Consider the following 18,892-nt stretch of genomic DNA (forward strand, 5'->3'; position numbering starts at 1 on the left):
TATTAATCTTGAATTATATTGGTTTCAAAAATGACTTCACTGGCAATTGTTTTATGAACAGGACATCGCGAAGAAATTTCTTTTAATCGTTCTTTTTGGGTAGCATCTAAGTTACCTACAAATTTTAGCTTTTTACTAATATGGTCTAAATATTTAGGTTTATCTACAACCAATTGTAAATCGTCACTATGCTTTTTAGAGTGAGATATATAGACAAATACTTCTTGTAGATCCCATTTTTTTCGTTCAGCATACATTTTTAAGGTCATTACTGTACAGGCTGCCAATGCCGCATTTAAGTATTCATACGGAGATGGCCCAAAATCGCTTCCTCCAACACTTGCTGGTTCGTCAGCAATTAATGAATGATTCTTCGTTTGTATTGAAGTCGTAAAATTATCTTCAATTATATTTAAATGACCAACCAGTTGTTCACCTTCTGTACTTAACATAACATTTTCAATTTTTGGAAAATAACGTTTTGCCCAAGTACCAATAATTTCTCCTACGTAAATGCTATCTTTTTCATCATTTAATAAATGATCTGCATTATCTAAAGTCACAAAACTTTTAGGATGACGAGCGTTATGGTATAGTTGTTCTGCATTCTCTATACCTACGATTTTATCGAATGGAGAATGCAAGATTAATAAAGGCTTTCGTAAACTTTTTACAGTAGCAGGTAAATCGGTTTTGTCAAATTCTTCAACAAAATCTTGGTTAATAACAAATGGTCTTCCACCTATATTAACTTCTACATTTCCTTTATCTTTTTGATCTATTTGATGCGAAAACAAATGCTTTACATGACCTACTGTTGAAGGTGCACCAACAGTTGCCACAGCCTTAACAGCATCTATTAGAGCAGCTGCAGATAGTACTGCTGCACCACCTAAGGAATGACCAACTAATAATCCTGGCGCCTCATAATTCTGTGTTATATAAGCATGTACGTCTAACAAATCTTCTACATTGGCCGAAAAGTGACTATCAGCAAATTCTCCTTCACTTCTCCCTAAACCAGTAAAATCAAACCGAACAACTGCAAATCCATCTTGAGTTAACGACCTACTTATATTTTTTACCGCTTTTAAATTACTACTGCATGTAAAACAATGGGCAAAAATGGCGTAGTAGTTTGGTTTTTGGTTTGCAGGAAGTTCTAACGAAGCATTTAACGTTAATCCTTTTCTGTTTGCTATTTTTAGTTTTGCACTTTTCATATTTTAGTCTTCAATGATAACACCTCTCCAAAAAGAGACTCTATTTTTAATACCCTTTGCTAAATCTGAAACCTCTGGATAAAACCATGCTGCATCTACGTTTTCTTTTCCATCTACTGTGATCGTATAATAAGACGCTGTACCTTTCCAAGGACAAACCGTATGTGTTTCGCTTGGTTTAAAAAATTCTTTGTTTATACTATCATGCGGAAAATAATGATTGTTTTCAATGACAATAGTATCTCTGCTTTCTGCAATAATTTTATGGTTCCAAATTGCTTTCATATCTAAATTTTCTATCTGTATTCTGGATTTTCAAATGACCATTGCGACCCGTTATCCCAAGCTTTTCGAGAATTACCATAGTTACTATAACCCTTATTTTCTTTCAATAATTTTGCTAAGTGTAATAGATTATATGTCATAAAGGTTGTATTTCTATTTGTGAATTCTGAATCAAACCCAACTGGCGGATTAACTGTTTCTCCTTTCCACTCTTTATCACCATAACTTGGTCCTGGACCTACTTCTCCTATCCAACCACAATCAGCTTGAGGTGGAATGGAGTATCCAACATGTTGCAGCGCATATAAAATACCCATTGCACAGTGCTTAACACCATCTTCATTACCTGTTACCATGCATCCACCAACTTTACCGTAATATATATACTGACCTTTTTCATTGGTTTCACCACTCATTGCGTAAAGACGTTCTATTAGTTTTTGCGCTTCAGATGATTTTTCTCCTAGCCATATTGGTGTCCCTATTATTAAAACATCTGCTTCGGTTACTTTTTTATAAAGACTTGGCCACTCGTCTTTATCCCAACCATGTTCTTTCATATCTGGATATACTCCTGGTGCTATATTATGATCTATAGGTCTAACCATATCAAAAGAGACATTCTCCTTTGTTAAAATTTTTTGTGAAACCTCCATTAAAGTTTCGGTATGGCTCACTGCAGGTGATTTTTTTAAGGTACAGTTGACATATAATACTTTTAGTTTTGAAAAATCCATTGGTTATTTTTTTAAGTTAAAAATTAAGAACTACAAGACAACATTGAGCATCCTACTTTATGTCTTGCCCATTCTGGTCGTTTTGCATACCATTTTTCAAATTTTGGCTGTTCAGAATATGGTTTTTTTAGAAGTTGAAATAATTCATCAACCAAACTATAATCTCCTTCATCAGCCTTATCGATAGCTAGCTGAGCCATATAATTTCTTAGCACATATTTAGGATTTACCAAATTCATTTTTTGTTTTCTATCCATATCAGACAAGTTCTCTTTCATTAGCCTACGATGATAAGCTTTAAACCAAGAATTCCATTGCTCTATAACTATATCTTTTAACTCATTTGGTTGATAAAAGGCTTTAGCTATAATACTTATACCATTTTCTGAATTCTTAATATTAAAATTTGCCAATTCTCTAAAGAAAATAGTCATATCAGTTTCCGTGAGCAATAAACAATCTTCTAAATCTGTCATAAGCTTTAAATCGTTATTATCTTTTAGATGCAACCCTATTTTAGAACGCATCATATCTAGTGATTTCTCTTCGAAATCTTTTTGATATCGATTTAATATGGTTTCAAAAGGTTCAGCCTCTTCCACCAAAGCATACAGTGCATTGGCTAATTGCAGTAAGTTCCAAAGTCCAATATTGGGCTGATTGCCAAAACGATAGCGTTTATTTTGCCTGTCGGTTGTATTAGGGGTCCAGCCAAAATCAAAACCCTCTAACCATCCATAAGGTCCATAATCAATAGTTAAACCGAGTATGGACATGTTATCTGTATTCATAACACCATGTACAAAACCAACGCGCTGCCAATGGATAATCATATCTAAAGTTCGATTAGCAACAGTTTCAAAAAACTTTATATAGGTTTCCTTTGAAGGCTTTCCAAGTTCTGGATAAAAGTATTTTATAGTATAATCTGTTAGCTTTTTTAAATTATCTAAATCTTTTCGTGCTGCAAATAATTCAAAATTACCAAAGCGAATAAAGGTTGGTGCAACTCTAGCAACAATAGCTCCTTTTTCGTAATCTGCATTGCCATCGTATAGCATATCTCTCAGCACATCGTCACCAGATAACATTAAACTCAAAGCTCTTGTAGTTGGCACGCCCAAGTGAAACATGGCTTCGCTACATAGATATTCTCTAATCGATGAGCGCAAAACCGCTAAACCATCTCCTTGTCTAGAATAAGGTGTTTCACCTGAGCCTTTGAGCTGAACTGCCCATCTTTTATTGTTTTCTAAAACTTCAAATAAATTAATTGCTCTTCCGTCACCTAACTGTCCTGCCCAATTACCAAATTGATGACCTGCATAAGCCATAGCATAAGGCTTTGTTTTAGGATATACTTTACTACCAGAAAACACGCTTAAAAATTCTTTAGAATTAATCTCACTTTCATCTAAACCAATGGTATTTGCCATTTCCTTTGAGACATGAATTATCTTTGGTTTTGTAGGTGTTTTAGGATTAACATAAGAATGGGTTGCCTCAAATACCTGACGTCTGGCATTAGTTGTGTTGGAATCTGAAGGTAATACTTTATTAAAAGTATCTGATATTTGTAATTTCATATAATGAAATAAGTGGTTCTAGTCTCTGAAATGTTGTTATCACTTTGTCGACAAAGACTTATAAATATTACAACTTGTCGACTTTATAAAAATACAACTTCAATATTTGTCTTTATAACAATAGAATGTTAAGTCTTGTATTTTTCGTAATTTAGACCTAATTATAAAATATAAAAACATCTATGTCAAAGTCTCTAATTGAAGAAACACAAGAGTTTGTTTTCGACCTCTTAAAAGAAGAGCTTCCTAATACTTTTATTTATCATAATTACACACATACAGAACGGGTATTAAAAAGCACTAGAGAAATCATAGAAAACTCAGATCTTACAGAAAAAGAAGCCGAAATATTAGAACTCACGGCATTATTACACGATATAGGTTATGTAAAAGGATGTGATAATCATGAGGAGGAAAGTGTAAAATTAGCTACTGAATTTCTAAATAAAAAAGAAGTTGACAAAGACATAATTAAGTCTGTAATGGATTGTATTATGGCTACAAAATTTGATGCAAAGCCAAATAATCAATTGGAAAGAATAATTAGAGATGCAGATGCATCTCATTTTGGCAAGAAGTATTTTAATGAGGCGAGCGAATTTTTAAGAAAAGAATTAGAGCTACAAGGAAGAAAAACTTTTTCTCCTACTGAATGGAGAACTGAAAATATTGAGGTACTAACGAAGAAACATCAGTTTTATACAGATTATGCTTTAAAAAATTGGCAACCTAGAAAAGAAAAAAACTTAGCCAAATTAATGAACAACAAGAAAAAGAAGAAAAAGAAACTCGACATTGAAAAAATAAAGGCCAAATACAAGGCACAGTATAAGAATGAAAGTCCGGAGCGTGGTGTACAAACATTTTATAGAGTAGCACTAAGAAACCATATAAAATTAAGTGACATTGCCGATACAAAGGCAAACATATTGTTATCCGTAAATGCTATTATTATTTCGGTGGTTTTAGCTAACTTAATCTCTAAACTAGATACTAACCCTTATTTAACTTGGCCAACGGTAATCTTCACCTTGTTTTGTGTTATTTCAATGATTCTTTCAATTATAGCAACACGACCAAATGTAACTAGCGGTGAATTCACTAAGGAGGATGTTAAAAACCAAAAGGTGAATTTAAGCTTTTTTGGTAATTTTCATAAAATGGAATTAGATGAATTTGAATGGGCAATTAAAGAATTAGTACAAGACAAAGATTACATTTATAAAGCGCTTACCAAGGACTTATATTTTCTTGGAAAGGTGTTAGAACGCAAGTATAGGCTATTACGAATCACTTATACAGTATTTATGATTGGTATAATAATATCTTTAATATCTTTTGGAATAGCGGTTAAAAACAACCCTGGTATTGAAATACAAGATGTATTACCAAACACGGATCAAACCTCTTATAACTTAGAACAGCAAAATTTCGATGAAAATTTTAAGATTTAATAGTCTCCATTAAATCATCATAGGTATAGAAATTTTTATCATCGTTACTTTCGTGATAAAGTATGCTTGCGCGTAAAGCTTTTAAACCAGTTACACCTTGTAAATCTTCTAGTTCTAAATATTCTAAATCGGTATTTAAAACTTTTTTAGATTGTAAAAATTTAATATACCTAGTATACTCTATTTCGTCTTCTTTTTGCGAATACACAATAGTCAGTTTTCCTTTTTGAGTAATACGCTCTTCGGTACCCTTAATGTAAGCTTTATCCACACGTTTTTTTACAACTTCGTAACGTGCGTTATAGGTTCCATCTACATCAAAACGTTTTTCATCCATTCTAAATCGTATTGATAAAGGCTGATTAAAAACTAAAATCATAGATGCAACATCTAAGGCTATTGGATACTCATTCTGATTTTGATAGTATTCATTCTCCATCTCGCACATAACTTGTAACTGCCATAATCGTAAATTATAGAGGTAAATCATATTAAAGCTATCTTGCTTTGTTATAGATTCACCTATATACATATTATGTTCAACACCATCGGTCTTAAAACGTTCAAAGAAATGAGGATACATTTGTTGCGCTTCAACTTGCTTCTCATCTAGCAAGGAGGACATATTTGTGTTAATTAACTTAACTGTATCATCATAATGCTTTCTATAGAAATAAATAACATTTAAATCTGTATCTATTTTACTAAAATAATCTTCCACATCGGCTTTCACAGATGGCTGAGTTTCTCCAATAAGCTCTAGAATTGGCTTAACCTCTTCTTTTAAAAAAGTAGTTATTCCATGCTCACTATCTACTTTAAAATTATCTTTTAACCCAGAACTGAACTCTAAGACCTGATACTTAATCTGCTCAAAAATAGGTAAGTTTTTCTCTTCTATAGTTTGTTCTAATATTTTCTCAACCAATGAAAGTTGTAGAGCTATATCCTTTTGAGTTGCCAAATTTCTGGCACTCGATGATCCTTTTACATCTATTTGTCCGAATAAAGGATAAACATTATCAAATGCTATTTTTTTGAATGTTGGTTTTTCACCGGTACTCATTTCGGTTTTGATGTAATTTCTTGCTTCTTGAACAAATCTCCAATGTACACTAGAGTGAATAGAAGTGCATTCTTTTTGTATTACTGCCTCAATTAAATTTTCTTCTTCATTTTTTGAGCGTTCTACAGCAGATACGATAAATGGCATGACATCTGCCAATTTATTTGCATTAATACTATTTAAAACTTTTGGCTTTTTTGAGACAATCTCTAGTATTCCCATTAAGCCATCATCATTTGCTATTGGTGCAAAAATAGCACTCTTATAACCTTGCTCATGCAACACATCTACATGTGGAGCTTTACATTCGGAAAGTTTAAATGATCTATCTACATCAGAAACTGAAAAATACTTATGCTCATTTAACAATCTATTGTACGACCATTCGCATAAGGCATCATGGCAATATTTACTTTCTAAATCATTAAGTAAAAAACTATTCATTCCTACTCCGTAAACACGTTCAAAAGTATTTTCTTGATGGTTATATATTGAAAATCCTACTTCTATATTTTTTAAACCAAATAAAGACCGAAAGATGTCATAGAAGCTTTTCATAAAGCTTTCATCTTTGCGCTTATCCTCACCTATTAAAGACGATTTAATATTTGAAATGGATTGATCGTCAGTAACATCAAAAATATTTGAAATCACAAAACCTTTAAACTCATAACTATTTGGAGGAAATTTTTCTTTCCACAAGTCAATATTCTCAAAATTATCTAATAATTCGTCGTAATCTTCTTGCGTAATTTTTGGCGTATTTTTCTTTGGATAAATTTCTGTAAAATCTGCATTGTAGAGAATTTTATAATAGCGTGTTATCCCTTTTGCATCTGGAATTTCGTAAAAAAACGGTCGCTTAAAATTAAGATTATAACCATAGTAAAAATCCAAAATTATAGTACATGCTATAATGTAAGTTTGATCTTCTGGTAAATTCTTCATTTGCAACTCAAAATCATCACCTGCAGTTTTTAGTATAGATCTAAACCGTTCTGAAGAATTAAAAATAAAATTATGGAAGGGTATTGAAGCCGTCTTAATTTCATTTTTAGTTAATATAGGACTAAATGAATCTTGAAGAATACCTTCTATCTCTTTTTCGTAAGTTTTAAACAAATCATAATTGCTAAAACCATCTCTTAGTATTGGATTTTTCTCAGCAATCTCAAGAACACGACGTGCATTAGCCGCTATAAAATCATTATCTGCACGAATTAAACTTTCGTACTGATTTAAGAGCTTGTTAAAACTTACTTTTAGAACAAATGGGGATTCTATGTTATCGTTTATGTCCAATATGATTAGCTTGAGTATTCTGCAAAGTTACAAATATTACGCTTAGTCGCATTTATATAGACTAACTAACATCTTGCTTTGTTACAAGCCAAACTGTTAAAAAAGAACTATTTTTTTATTAAGCTCATCGCAAAACCACCACCTTCGGCTAAATTAACTGACAATTTAGAACCTTTAGTTACATCTATTTTCTCAATAGTAATATCTAACGGATTATTATCCCAATGCGCATTTTCACCATCTTTATAAATGATAACTTCGTAATTTTGGTTGTCATCCAAGAAATCAAAAGTTAGGTCTATAGTTCTTGCGTTTTCATCAGTAATACCTCCAACAAACCAATTGCCTGTTCCGCGTTCTTGCCTAGCAATAGTAACATAATCACCAACCTCACCATTCAATACTTTTGTTTGTTGCCAATCCACACCTACATCTCTAATGAATTGCAGTGGTTTTGGATTAGCTTCATAATGTTCTACTAAATCTGCTGCCATTTGCACTGGACTATAAATTACTACGTAAAGTGCTAATTGCTGAGCTATTGTTGTATTAACCTGATTATCTTTTTTATACTCATCGAATTTTATATTGAAAATACCTGGAGTAAAATCAATAGGACCAGATAACATACGTGTAAAAGCTACAATTGGTAAATGTTCTGGCAGATTACCTCCATCGCTTGCCCAAGCATTAAATTCTTGTCCTCTAAGGCCTTCTCGTGAAATGATATTAGGATATGTTCTTCGTAAACCTGTGGCTTTAATTGGCTCATGTGCATTAACAGCCACTTCATATTTAGCCGCTTTAATCGCTGCATTATTATATTGATTAACCATGTATTGCCCATGATGGTATTCACCTTTAGGTAAAATTTTACCAACATAACCCGATTTTACGGCATGCATACCATATTTCTGCATTAACGCATAAGCAGTATCTTGTTGTTTTTCGTAAGTCTCTGTAGCGGCAGAGGTTTCGTGATGCATAATGATTTCCACACCCTTTTCTTTGGCATAACGTGTCACTTCATCAATATCGTAATCTGGATATGGAGTTACAAAATCGAAAACACCTTCGCGATCTTCAAAACCAATCCAATGTTCCCAACCAGTATTCCAACCTTCAACCAAAACACCTCCGATGTTGTTTTTAGCTGAAAAATCAATAAAGTTCTTAACGTTTTCAGTAGTTGCTCCGTGTCTTCCATGTGATTTTCCACCATCTGTCCATGTGCTCATATCTTGTGTCATACCATAATCCCAAGAGGATTTGCCAAGGTGCATTTCCCACCAAACTCCTGTGTATTTCACAGGTTTAAACCAAGAAACGTCACCCAACTTATTTGGCTCGTTGAGATTAACTATAAGTTTAGACTCAATTAAATCTGATGCATTATCTGAAATTTGAATGGTTCGCCATGGTGTATTAAAAGGAACGGTCTTCTTCACCTTATAATCTGTATTTTCTGAACCAACCAAGTTGCTTTTTAAATTAAGATTTTCAGTATCCACTTTTAAGGTCATACCAGAATAATCGATTAGAGCGGCTTCATGAAAACTTAAATGTGTGCCATCACTTCCAACCATCGTTACAGGTGTATTCACCGCATTTTCTGGAATGTAAGTTTGCGCTAAATTCTTATGATTAGCGAATTGTAAAGCATCTATTTCTGAAAGCTTAGTTGTATTATACAAATGCTCGTAAATATCCCAATCGCCAGGAATCCAAAAGGTTTTGTAGTCTTCTGTAAGATTGAATTCTGTATGTTCATCATTAACGTATACATCACCCTTAAAATTAGCTTGTTCAGGGAATTCATATCTAAAGCCAATACCATCATCATACACTTTAAAAACAAGAGTCATTAAACGTGCAGTTTCATTATTTTCTTGAAGCTCTACCTTTAACTCGTTGTAGTTGTTCACTACATCTAATTGTTCTCCCCAAGGCATTTGCCATGTTTCGTTAAAAGATGATGTTGACGTATTGTTTATTTTGAAGTTTTTATCAAAACCTTCGATATCCTTAAAGTCGAAACCCAAATACGAGGTGTCTACAACTGTTTTATTATTGAACTTTACAGTGTAAAATGGTTTGCCTTCTTTATTGATATTGAAATTGACCTCAACTTCCTTATTAGGTGATGACACGTCCAGAATTTTTGCATTCTCCTTTGTACAAGAATACAACACAGCAATTATAAGTAGAGGTATGAATTTAATTTTCATGATTTATCTTTTTCGATTAGTACAATATTAAAATCTGAATCTATTGTTATTTTACCATTTTCTACAGTTGCAGTTTTGCCAGAATAAGCATCTCGTAACCTTACTCTTTCTTCAAAAATTTTAGAGACATCAATAATTTTTTCTCCTATTTCTAAATCTAAACCGATAACTACTAAATCTTTAAAATCTTCAGTTTGGTAACTTCTGTAAAAATAGTATGGCTGCTCCGTAATCATTTGATGTGCACCTGCTCCAACAGCCGGATGATTTGCTCTAAATTTACCTAATTTTTGCCAATGACTTAAGACTTCTTTTGTTCTTGGTCGTTTTGCAATGGAATCCCAATTCATAAAGGAACGCAATGTAGCATCACCTTCTGTTCCTGGCACAACAAGTGAACGTGAGGATTCATCACCATAATACACTTGTGATGTTCCTGGTGATAACAAAAGTTTATTTGCTGTTTCAAATGGCTTTTTACGCACAGCATCAAACGGACTACCATCATCGTGAGAGCTTAAATAATTTAATGTTCCAAAATCTTTTAAACTACCATGTAAAGAATCTGAATATTTTTTAAAAAGTGCTTCATAACCCAATTCTTTTGAATTCCACTTAAATTCAAAATTGATTAAACTATGAAAACTAGCAGGATCGAAGTAATTCACTTTCTTATCACCAAAATCATAAAACTGACCACCACTTATTCCGTAATTATAAACTTCGCCAACTAAATAAAAGTCATTATCATCTAATATTTTTTCAGAATTATTCTTTTTGTATTCAGCAAACGCATAATCACATTCCTTCTTAAACTCTTGCCAAACATATTCTTCGGTATGTTTTACAGTATCTACTCTATAACCATCTACCCCAAATTCAGTAATATAATCGGTTAACCATTTCATGATATAAAAACGAGGTGCTCTTGGATGACCCGTACGTTCAAAGAATTCATCAAGCTCTTTCACTTCTTGCTCATAACGACCTTCCGCTTTCCATTTTTCTACTAATTGAGGAGGTAATTCTACATTTTCATTACTTTCTGTTCTAATATCTGGAAGATTAGCAACCAAAGTACAACTTACTGTGTTTTCGTAATTATCATATGTACATTGCTTGTCAGTTCTCACCCATTCTTCTGGCCAAACAGGGTCTTTTTCAGTTACAGGACCTGTGTGGTTTATTACCGCATCTAAAACTATACGAATACCTTTAGCATGCGCTTCTTTTACCAAGGCATGTAAGTCTTCCTTAGTTCCAAAATTAGGATCTATTCTGGTCCAATCTTTTGCCCAATAGCCATGAAAACCGTATGAAACTCCTGTGCCTTCATCGGTACCACCATGGATTTGCTCTACGATAGGCGTCATCCATATGGCGTTGATTCCTAAATCTGTAAAGTAACCTTCTTTTACTTTTTGTGTGATGCCTTTTATATCACCTCCTTTAAACCCTCGTAACTTTCCAGTTTCTAGAGTCCTATCAAAATTAACATCATTAGAGGTATCTCCATTATTAAACCTGTCTGTTAATAAGAAGTAGAGATTTGCACCTTCCCAAACGAATGGTTTATCTACAATTGGATCTTGTTTTTCTGAGCTTGTTGTGTCCTTACAGTTGAATGCCATAAAACAAATACAAATTAGTACTATTATTTTTTTCATATCGCTTACTTAATTTTAAGTATAAATGATTCTAGAGGTTTTATGTCGATTCTCACTTCGGCTTTGCCATTGTCAACTTTTAACGTCGAAGTATAAGTGTTGTATAATTGATCTTTTACTTCGTATTCACCATCTTGAAGTTTTAATTTTTGAACTAAATCTTTTGGCAATTGTAATTCGAATCCATAAGTGTTCTCTGCGTTGAAATTTGAAATAACAATCAATCGTTCATCATCACTCCAACGAACAAAGGACAACACCTTATCATTATACCATTCTGTATTTTGATGGTTATAATGTTGAATATCTTGATAATTGCCCATTAATGCCGAACTATTAATGGTGAAATTCAATAAACGTTTGTAAAAATCTCGAAGCTCTTTTTCTGCTTCTGTGGATTGACCTCCATCAAACTTTTTATCGTTAACCCAACGTACTTGAGATGGCACTGAACCATAATCGAAAATCGAAGTTCTGGTTGGATCTCCAAAGCCTAAATCTTCCGCTCCTGGTTCACCAAATTCTTGTCCGAAATAAATCATGGTTGGCGCTGTAGATGACGTTGCCGAAACGACCATTGCTGGTTTACCCTTGTCTGCACTACCAGCAAAATCTGGACTTGCTATACGTTGCTCATCATGGTTTTCTAGAAAATGAAGCATATTGTGCTCAATATCGCTCAACTCATTTAAAATTGGTGGAATGTTATCTGTACTTCCGTGACCTTGCATAACGTGTTTTAACGTATCATACAACTGAACTTTATCGTACAAATAATCCATTTTTCCTTTACGGATGTAATCTCTGTAAAGACTTGGGTTGTAAACCTCAGCTAATAAAAAGGCATCTGGATTTTTCATTTTGATGTGCGAGTTCAAATAGCTCCAAAACTCAACTGGCACCATTTCTGCCATATCGTAACGGAAACCATCAACGCCTTTTGCTGTCCAATAAAATGCAATATCTTTAAATTTCTTCCATGAACTAGGTACAGTCTTATCTTTCCAAAACTCGAAATGTTTTTTGTAGTCTTCATTATCAAAACCTTCTGGTAATTCATCAAAATCCTTTCTACCATCTGGTGATACTCCATAATTTACTTTTACGGTTTCGTACCAATCACTCATATCAGGTTGTGATGCTCTTGATCCATTTCCTGTCCATTTTGCTGGCACTTCTTCAAACTTACTATCTGCAAGACGATGTGTTTCACCACCTAAAGGTTGGTAACCGTGTTTCCATTCTGGCACTTTAAATGCTTCGCCTGGATTGTAATAAAAGTTATTATTAACGTCGTACGTTTTTGTTTTGTCGTCTTCTGCGCCAAAATCTGATGCTCCTTCTGGATTTGATAAACTCTGATAGTTACGTGCAACGTGATTTGGTACAATATCAATAATCACTTTTAAGCCAGCTTTGTGCGAACGCTCAATCAAAGCTTCAAATTCTTCTAGTCTGTTTTCAACATTTACAGCTAAATCTGGATTCACATTATAATAATCCTTAACTGCATAAGGAGAACCAGCACGACCTTTTACGATATCTGGATCATCGTTTGAAATGCCGAATTTGGTATAATCCGTAATGACATCGTGATGCGGAACTCCTGTGTACCAAATGTGTGTAACTCCCAAATCTTTGATTTCTGAAAGTGCTTTATCCGTAAAGTCATTGAATTTCCCAACTCCATTTTCCTCTAATGTTCCCCAAGGTTTGTTGGTGGTATTTGTGTTTCCGAATAGTCTTGTAAATACTTGATAAACGACTTCTTTTTTCTTCATATTCGTTTTAATTTCTTCTGGTTGAACCGTTGGTTCTTTGACTTCGTTTTTACAACCGATGAACATGGCAAAAACGAGTATTAAACAAGTTAGAAATTTAGTGTTCATTAGGCTTATTTTTTAAGTTTTATTTTGATTTCTTTTTCTATTGAAGTATCCCAAAACACATCAATTGTTAAGGTTTTATATTTAGCATTATATGAACCTTCGACCTTTTTATTTCCAACTTTAATTTTCTTCGGCTTGTTCAGAATATTATGAATTGTTAAAGCAATTTTTTTTGTTGTGGCTGCATAGTTTTTTCCTGTTTTAGCTTCAAACTCAATTACTAGCCAATTGCCTTTTTGCTCAGCTTCAAACTTTAAAATCTGAAAGGCTTCGTTCCCTATTGGGTTAGCAGTTTTTCCATCATCAAAATACAATTCTCGTTCAGATTGCTTTACGGAATCATCGTGGTAGTATTGTAATTGAAATGTACTATCATCATAATTTTCGGTAGTTTGAACCATATCAGTTAATGGAATAAAAGCACCTGCTCTCACATAAACCGGAATAAAATCTTCTCGCAACTGAACGGTTTTTGTTGTGCCTCCTTCAGTAATATTATCGGTTTCGATATCAAACCACTTTGAACCTTTTGGGAAGTAAATTTCTTGCTCTTTTTTACCTGTTTCTAAAACTGGCGAGACCAAAATATCATTTCCCCATAAATAGGTTTTTGAATAATTGAATAATTCTGGATTGCTTGGTTCTTCGAACAACAGAGGACGCATTAACGGCTTTCCATATTTATGATTTTCGTACACCAAATTATAGTTATATGGTAATAATTTGTAACGCATCGCAATGGCAAAACTGGCTAATCGTTTAGCTTTTTCACTTCTAAACACAGGTTCACTTGGTACATCCTCTTGTGCATGTGGTCTAAAGATTGGATTGAAAACTCCGTATTGCAACCAACGTACATAAAGTTCATCATCTAAATTGGCTCCTGCAAATCCGCCTAAATCAGAGTGCATATAGGCCAAACCTTGCATACCCATTTGTAGTGCAATTTCGGGTTGAGATTGCAAGCCTCCCCAAGTTCTGTTGACATCTCCCGACCATGGAATCATTCCGTAGCGTTGCGAGCCAGAATAACCTGCTCTCATTAAAATGAATGGTCTTGTATCTGGAAAATCGCGCTTGTAACCTTCATGAATTAAACGTGCCCAATCGTGTCCGTAAATATTATGAACTTCATCTGCGCTTCCTGAATGATGTTGTACCCAATTTGGATGCACTTCTGGCTCTCCTAAATCTCCCCAAACTCCAGCAATACCCTTATTGGCTAAATCTTTATAGATGTTCCAAAACCATTGTTCTCCTTCGGATTTATAAATATCAATAATGCCTGTGTTGCCAAAATAGAAATCGTATGTCGCTGGATTTCCAATAGAATCCTTTGCTAGAATATCTTTCTCAACGGCTTCATCCCACTTTTTTGAAGTGGTTAAAACAAAAGGCTCTGTGATAGTAATTGTTTTTACTCCTTTATCGTTGAGACGTTTTACCATGCCTTCAAAATCTGGAAATGAATCTCTAAAGACTTGCAAATTTCCCATGGTGCCTTTAATGTCTTTTCCGAACCAATATAAATCTAGAATGATGGCATCAACCGGAATTTCTTCTTCTTTGAATTTATCAATCGTCATTTCTACTTCTTCTTGCGAATGGTAACCAAAACGGCTTGAAAAATTACCCAGTGCCCAACGAGGTAGCATTGGTTGTTTTCCTGTTAAATCCACATAATTCTCAACGACTTCTTCCCAATCGTCTCCTGCAATGATTTGGTAGGTTTTTCGACCTGAAATGGTTTCGTAAGTTAAGGTGTTATTCTTTTTACTATCTAAATCTAAATAACCAATAGGTGCATTGTCGAAATGGATGGCGTACATTTTAGAAGAATAAACTAATGGAAGAGTGAAATTCATTAATTCTGAATGTGTTTCATAACCATAGTGCGCTCTATTGTACAATGGCAAACGATAACCTCTGCGATTCATTCCCAAGGCTCTTGCTCCTCCACCATAAAGAACTTCATCTTTGGTGAGATTGAATTCTATTTTTTCAGTAGAATCAGCAACGATATTTCCTTTAACCATATCCATAGGTTGGTGCTTGCTTTTGAAGTAGCCTTGCTTTTCTGAAGTAAGTAGATTCCCTTCGTAATAATAAGATACTTGGAAAGGAGCATGTACTATTTTCACAGAAATATCTAACATTTTAATTTCAGTTAAATTGGAAGTTTCAACGATTTCCATTTTAACTGGTTCCGTTTTTAAAACTACAGCATGAGAATCTGGATTAAAAGTTTCACCCTTTGGGATAAATGACGTTTCTATTATTTCGTTTCCATAAGGTTTAAACCTATAAATTCCATCATTTGTAATAACCTCAACAAAATCCTTATGTTTAGAAATACTTTTGAACACTCTATTTGGATTTTGCCCATAAGAGACAACTGTGATAAATACAAGTGCTATAAAAATTTTGAGTGTTCTCATGATGCTTTGATGTTGAGATTCTTCATTTCATTCAGAATGACAAACTATTTGCCTAATAAAAAGATTAACGGCTGATCTAATCTTGCGTTCCAAGAGTTTTCTGAATGGTCTGTACCTTCAAAAAATAGATTTTTAGAATTCGTTTCTGTATAGCCTTTTGCTTTTAAAATTTCGTCAACTCTTGGTGCGTATTGCGGATAATGTTCGTCTAACGTTTTGTTGCCATAATCGAAATACAATTTGTGTTCACTAGCTTTTGGTAAATTGGCTTCCATGTATTTAAAAATAGCATCTGGATATGGATTATCTACCATTGGCATAGCACCAACCCAATGAGTAGATAAACAAGCTGCACCACCGAATATTTCTGGATACTCTGAAATGGCATACATCGACATTAAACCTCCCATACTTGAACCCATCACAAAAGTATTTTCAACATCTGCATGAGTTGAATATGTTTTATCTATTTGTGGTTTTAATTCTTCTACTATAAATTTTAAATAATTATCACCATTTAGTTTAATGTTCTTCTTACCTGCAATATCGACTAGAGAATCTTTAATACTTTCAGATATAAAATTAAATGCTTTTTGAGGAAACAAATCTTGCCAACGGATTTCTGGTATATTATGTATTGCTACAACTATAAAATCCCTCGTTTTATCTTCTTCCATTAGTTTTGAAGCCCATTCATCTACCTTCCACTCTTGCTTATTCCATGTTGTCTTAGCATCAAACAACATTTGTCCATCGTGCATGTATAAAACGGCATAATCTTTTGACTCTACATAATCTTCTGGCAACCAAACATCAACAGATCTTGGTTTTATATATTTTGAAGGAAAACTATCTATGCGCTGTATTTCGCCCTTATAAAGATTTACGGATTTTAAATGTTGAAATTTAATATCGGATAAGTTGGTATCAGTTTTAACCTCTTCAACCTGTTTTGTTTCGTTTTTACACGAAAACAATGCCAATAAAACTATAGCGTAGCATAAATTCTTCATCATTATAATTTTGTTGTGAGTATGGTTACACCTTTAGATTTTAATTCAATTACATCTCCCCAGAGTTTGGTTTCACCTGTAATTATGTTTTTAAGTGTTTTGCCTTTCAGCCCTATTTCAGACTGATAATTGAGATCAATTGTTATAGGGTCTTCATTCTTATTTAGTATAAGTACCACTGTTTCATCACCTAGCGTTCTATACAAAAAGTAAGTACCAACAAAAGGTGCAAAGTGCGTCGTTTTACCTTCATGTATGGCTTTACTGCCTTTACGATAATTAAACAATTTTTTAATAAAGTCTTGCATATCTTTTTGAGCATCTGATAGACCTTCACCTTTAAATGCATTAACAGCATCTCCTTCCCAACCTCCAGGGAAATCTGTTCGGATTAGACCATGATCACCAGGTTTCTCAAAATCATTCATTAAAATTTCGGTACCATAATACATTTGCATAATCCTTGGCATTGTTGCATAGGTTGCCATGGCCATTTTTGTATTTGTAATGTCACCTTCCATCTGTGTAAAAATGCGACTCATATCATGATTATCTGGAAACACCATAATATCTTTTGGACTAGCATAATGAAAATCGTTAGCTAGACCTTCATAAATTTTAACCAAACCTTTATCCCACGATTCTTGTTCTTTAACACCTTCAACTACTAAGTTTTGCATTGCAAAATCCATAGTTGACCTTAAATTAGAATCGTATCCATCTTTATTATTTGCACCTTCTTGCCAGTATCCAATAAGTAATGGATTGTAGCTCCATTCTTCACCTACAATACTAAAATTTGGATATTCGTTCATTATAGCTCCAGCCCAATCACTCATAAAATCTTTGTCTGGATATGGATAGGTATCTTGTCTAATTCCTCCAAGCTGTGCTGTCTCAATCCACCAAATACTATTTTGAATAATGTAATTGGCCATAAAAGGATTTCGTTGATTTAAGTCTGGCATTGTCGCCACAAACCAACCCTCATTATTTCCCTTTCTATCAGCTTCAGACGCATAAATATCTTGATTTGTAGTACGTCTGTGATTAGAATTTATGGTGTAAGAGTTATTCCAGTTATCTCTATTTTTTTCAAAATTATCTTGATGGTTAACCCAGTCCTTAAAAGGTAAATCTTTCATCCACCAATGCTCTAATCCACAATGATTGGCTACCTGATCCATAATAAGCTTCATACCCTTATTATTTAATGTTTCGGATAATTCTTGGTAATCTTGTAACGTACCAAAACGTGGATCAATCTCATATAAATCAGTAATGGCATAACCATGATATGATCCTCGATGCATATCATTTGTTAATAAAGGCTGTGGCCAAACAGCTGTAAATCCTAAATCATAAATGTAATCAACATGCTTAGTTACTCCAACTATATCTCCTCCATGTCTTGCATAATCATCGGATCTACTAATAGTTTGCTCTAACATTTTAGGACTACCCTCAATGCCCAAAGGAGTATCGTTAGTCGCATTGCCATTTACAAAACGATCTGGTGTGATTAAATATATTGCATCACTACTATTAAAACCAATATAGTCTTCAGCAGGCTTAAGTCGTTCTTTTAATTCGTAGGTTGCTACTAGTTCCTCATCCTTATCATTTTTAAATTTAATATTAAATCTACCAGCATTAGTTTTTTCAGAAATTTTAAGGTTTATAAACAAATAGTTGTTACTGTTATTTCCTTTTGAAACATTTTCTATTGAAATACCCGAATATGAAATGCTCGGTGTATAATCAGAAATATTGGGATGTTTGACCAAAAGTTGTAAACTGTCACTTTTAAAACCAACCCACCAATTTGGTGGTTCTATACGTTCAATAGCATTGGCTTCTACAAAAGTTGAATCTGAAGACGAAGCTTCATTAGAGTTAGATGTATTCTCCTTACACGACATTAAAATAACTAGCACAAAAGCTGTTAGTATTCTTTTTATATGTTTCATACGTAAACTATTTTAATGTTTTTGATTAGCAATC

General features: G+C 33.6%; 12 protein-coding genes. 1 reads left to right on the forward strand and 11 read right to left on the reverse strand.

All coding sequences use genetic code 11. The features are described from left to right. Positions 1–2 precede the first annotated feature (2 nt). Genes H8K90_RS02940 through H8K90_RS02955 form a run of 4 tightly spaced genes read right to left on the reverse strand, consistent with a single transcriptional unit; the run spans position 3 to position 3,831 of the window. Positions 3–1,223, reverse strand: a complete 1,221-nt coding sequence (locus H8K90_RS02940; protein WP_186844440.1) for a bifunctional alpha/beta hydrolase/OsmC family protein — start codon at positions 1,221–1,223, stop codon at positions 3–5. Positions 1,224–1,226: 3 nt separating this feature from the next. Further along, positions 1,227–1,508 (reverse strand): DUF427 domain-containing protein, encoded by a 282-nt coding sequence (locus H8K90_RS02945; protein WP_186844441.1) that lies wholly within the window; start codon positions 1,506–1,508, stop codon positions 1,227–1,229. An 11-nt stretch (positions 1,509–1,519) separates the two neighbouring features. After that, on the reverse strand, positions 1,520–2,245 hold the full coding sequence (locus H8K90_RS02950; RefSeq protein WP_186844442.1) for a flavodoxin family protein: 726 nt from the start codon (positions 2,243–2,245) through the stop codon (positions 1,520–1,522). Between the two features lie 23 nt (positions 2,246–2,268). Further along, a complete protein-coding gene (locus H8K90_RS02955) occupies positions 2,269–3,831 on the reverse strand; it encodes a protein adenylyltransferase SelO (RefSeq protein WP_186844443.1) in 1,563 nt (520 codons plus the stop codon). Between the two features lie 182 nt (positions 3,832–4,013). Between H8K90_RS02955 and H8K90_RS02960 the strand changes: the two genes are divergently transcribed. Beyond that, positions 4,014–5,285 carry a Pycsar system effector family protein gene (locus H8K90_RS02960; RefSeq protein ID WP_186844444.1) on the forward strand — a complete coding sequence of 424 codons (1,272 nt, stop codon included), beginning with the start codon at positions 4,014–4,016 and terminating at the stop codon, positions 5,283–5,285. Here H8K90_RS02960 and H8K90_RS02965 read toward each other — a convergent pair. The 7 genes from H8K90_RS02965 to H8K90_RS02995 all read right to left on the reverse strand — a co-directional run bounded on the left by H8K90_RS02965 (position 5,275) and on the right by H8K90_RS02995 (position 18,858). Further along, complete coding sequence (locus tag H8K90_RS02965) at positions 5,275–7,653, reverse strand: GAF domain-containing protein (protein ID WP_186844445.1); 2,379 nt, start codon at positions 7,651–7,653, stop codon at positions 5,275–5,277. The two genes, H8K90_RS02960 and H8K90_RS02965, sit on opposite strands and share 11 nt — an antisense overlap. 107 nt (positions 7,654–7,760) lie before the next feature. Next, positions 7,761–9,881, reverse strand: a complete 2,121-nt coding sequence (locus H8K90_RS02970; RefSeq protein ID WP_186844446.1) for a glycoside hydrolase family 97 protein — start codon at positions 9,879–9,881, stop codon at positions 7,761–7,763. Further along, positions 9,878–11,548: an alpha-amylase family glycosyl hydrolase gene (locus tag H8K90_RS02975; protein ID WP_186844447.1), complete on the reverse strand. Its 1,671-nt coding sequence runs from the start codon at positions 11,546–11,548 to the stop codon at positions 9,878–9,880. Before H8K90_RS02975 ends, H8K90_RS02970 begins: the two co-directional genes overlap by 4 nt. A 5-nt stretch (positions 11,549–11,553) precedes the next feature. After that, a complete protein-coding gene (locus H8K90_RS02980; protein ID WP_186844448.1) occupies positions 11,554–13,437 on the reverse strand; it encodes an alpha-amylase family glycosyl hydrolase in 1,884 nt (627 codons plus the stop codon). 5 nt (positions 13,438–13,442) lie between these two features. Next, on the reverse strand, positions 13,443–15,875 hold the full coding sequence (locus H8K90_RS02985; RefSeq protein ID WP_186844449.1) for a TIM-barrel domain-containing protein: 2,433 nt from the start codon (positions 15,873–15,875) through the stop codon (positions 13,443–13,445). 44 nt (positions 15,876–15,919) lie between these two features. Further along, positions 15,920–16,891: an alpha/beta hydrolase gene (locus tag H8K90_RS02990; RefSeq protein WP_246457495.1), complete on the reverse strand. Its 972-nt coding sequence runs from the start codon at positions 16,889–16,891 to the stop codon at positions 15,920–15,922. Beyond that, positions 16,891–18,858 (reverse strand): glycoside hydrolase family 13 protein, encoded by a 1,968-nt coding sequence (locus H8K90_RS02995; protein WP_186844450.1) that lies wholly within the window; start codon positions 18,856–18,858, stop codon positions 16,891–16,893. Before H8K90_RS02995 ends, H8K90_RS02990 begins: the two co-directional genes overlap by 1 nt. Between the last annotated feature and the right edge of the window lie 34 nt (positions 18,859–18,892).

Source organism: Winogradskyella echinorum (genome assembly GCF_014297365.1).
GTDB lineage: Bacteria > Bacteroidota > Bacteroidia > Flavobacteriales > Flavobacteriaceae > Winogradskyella > Winogradskyella echinorum.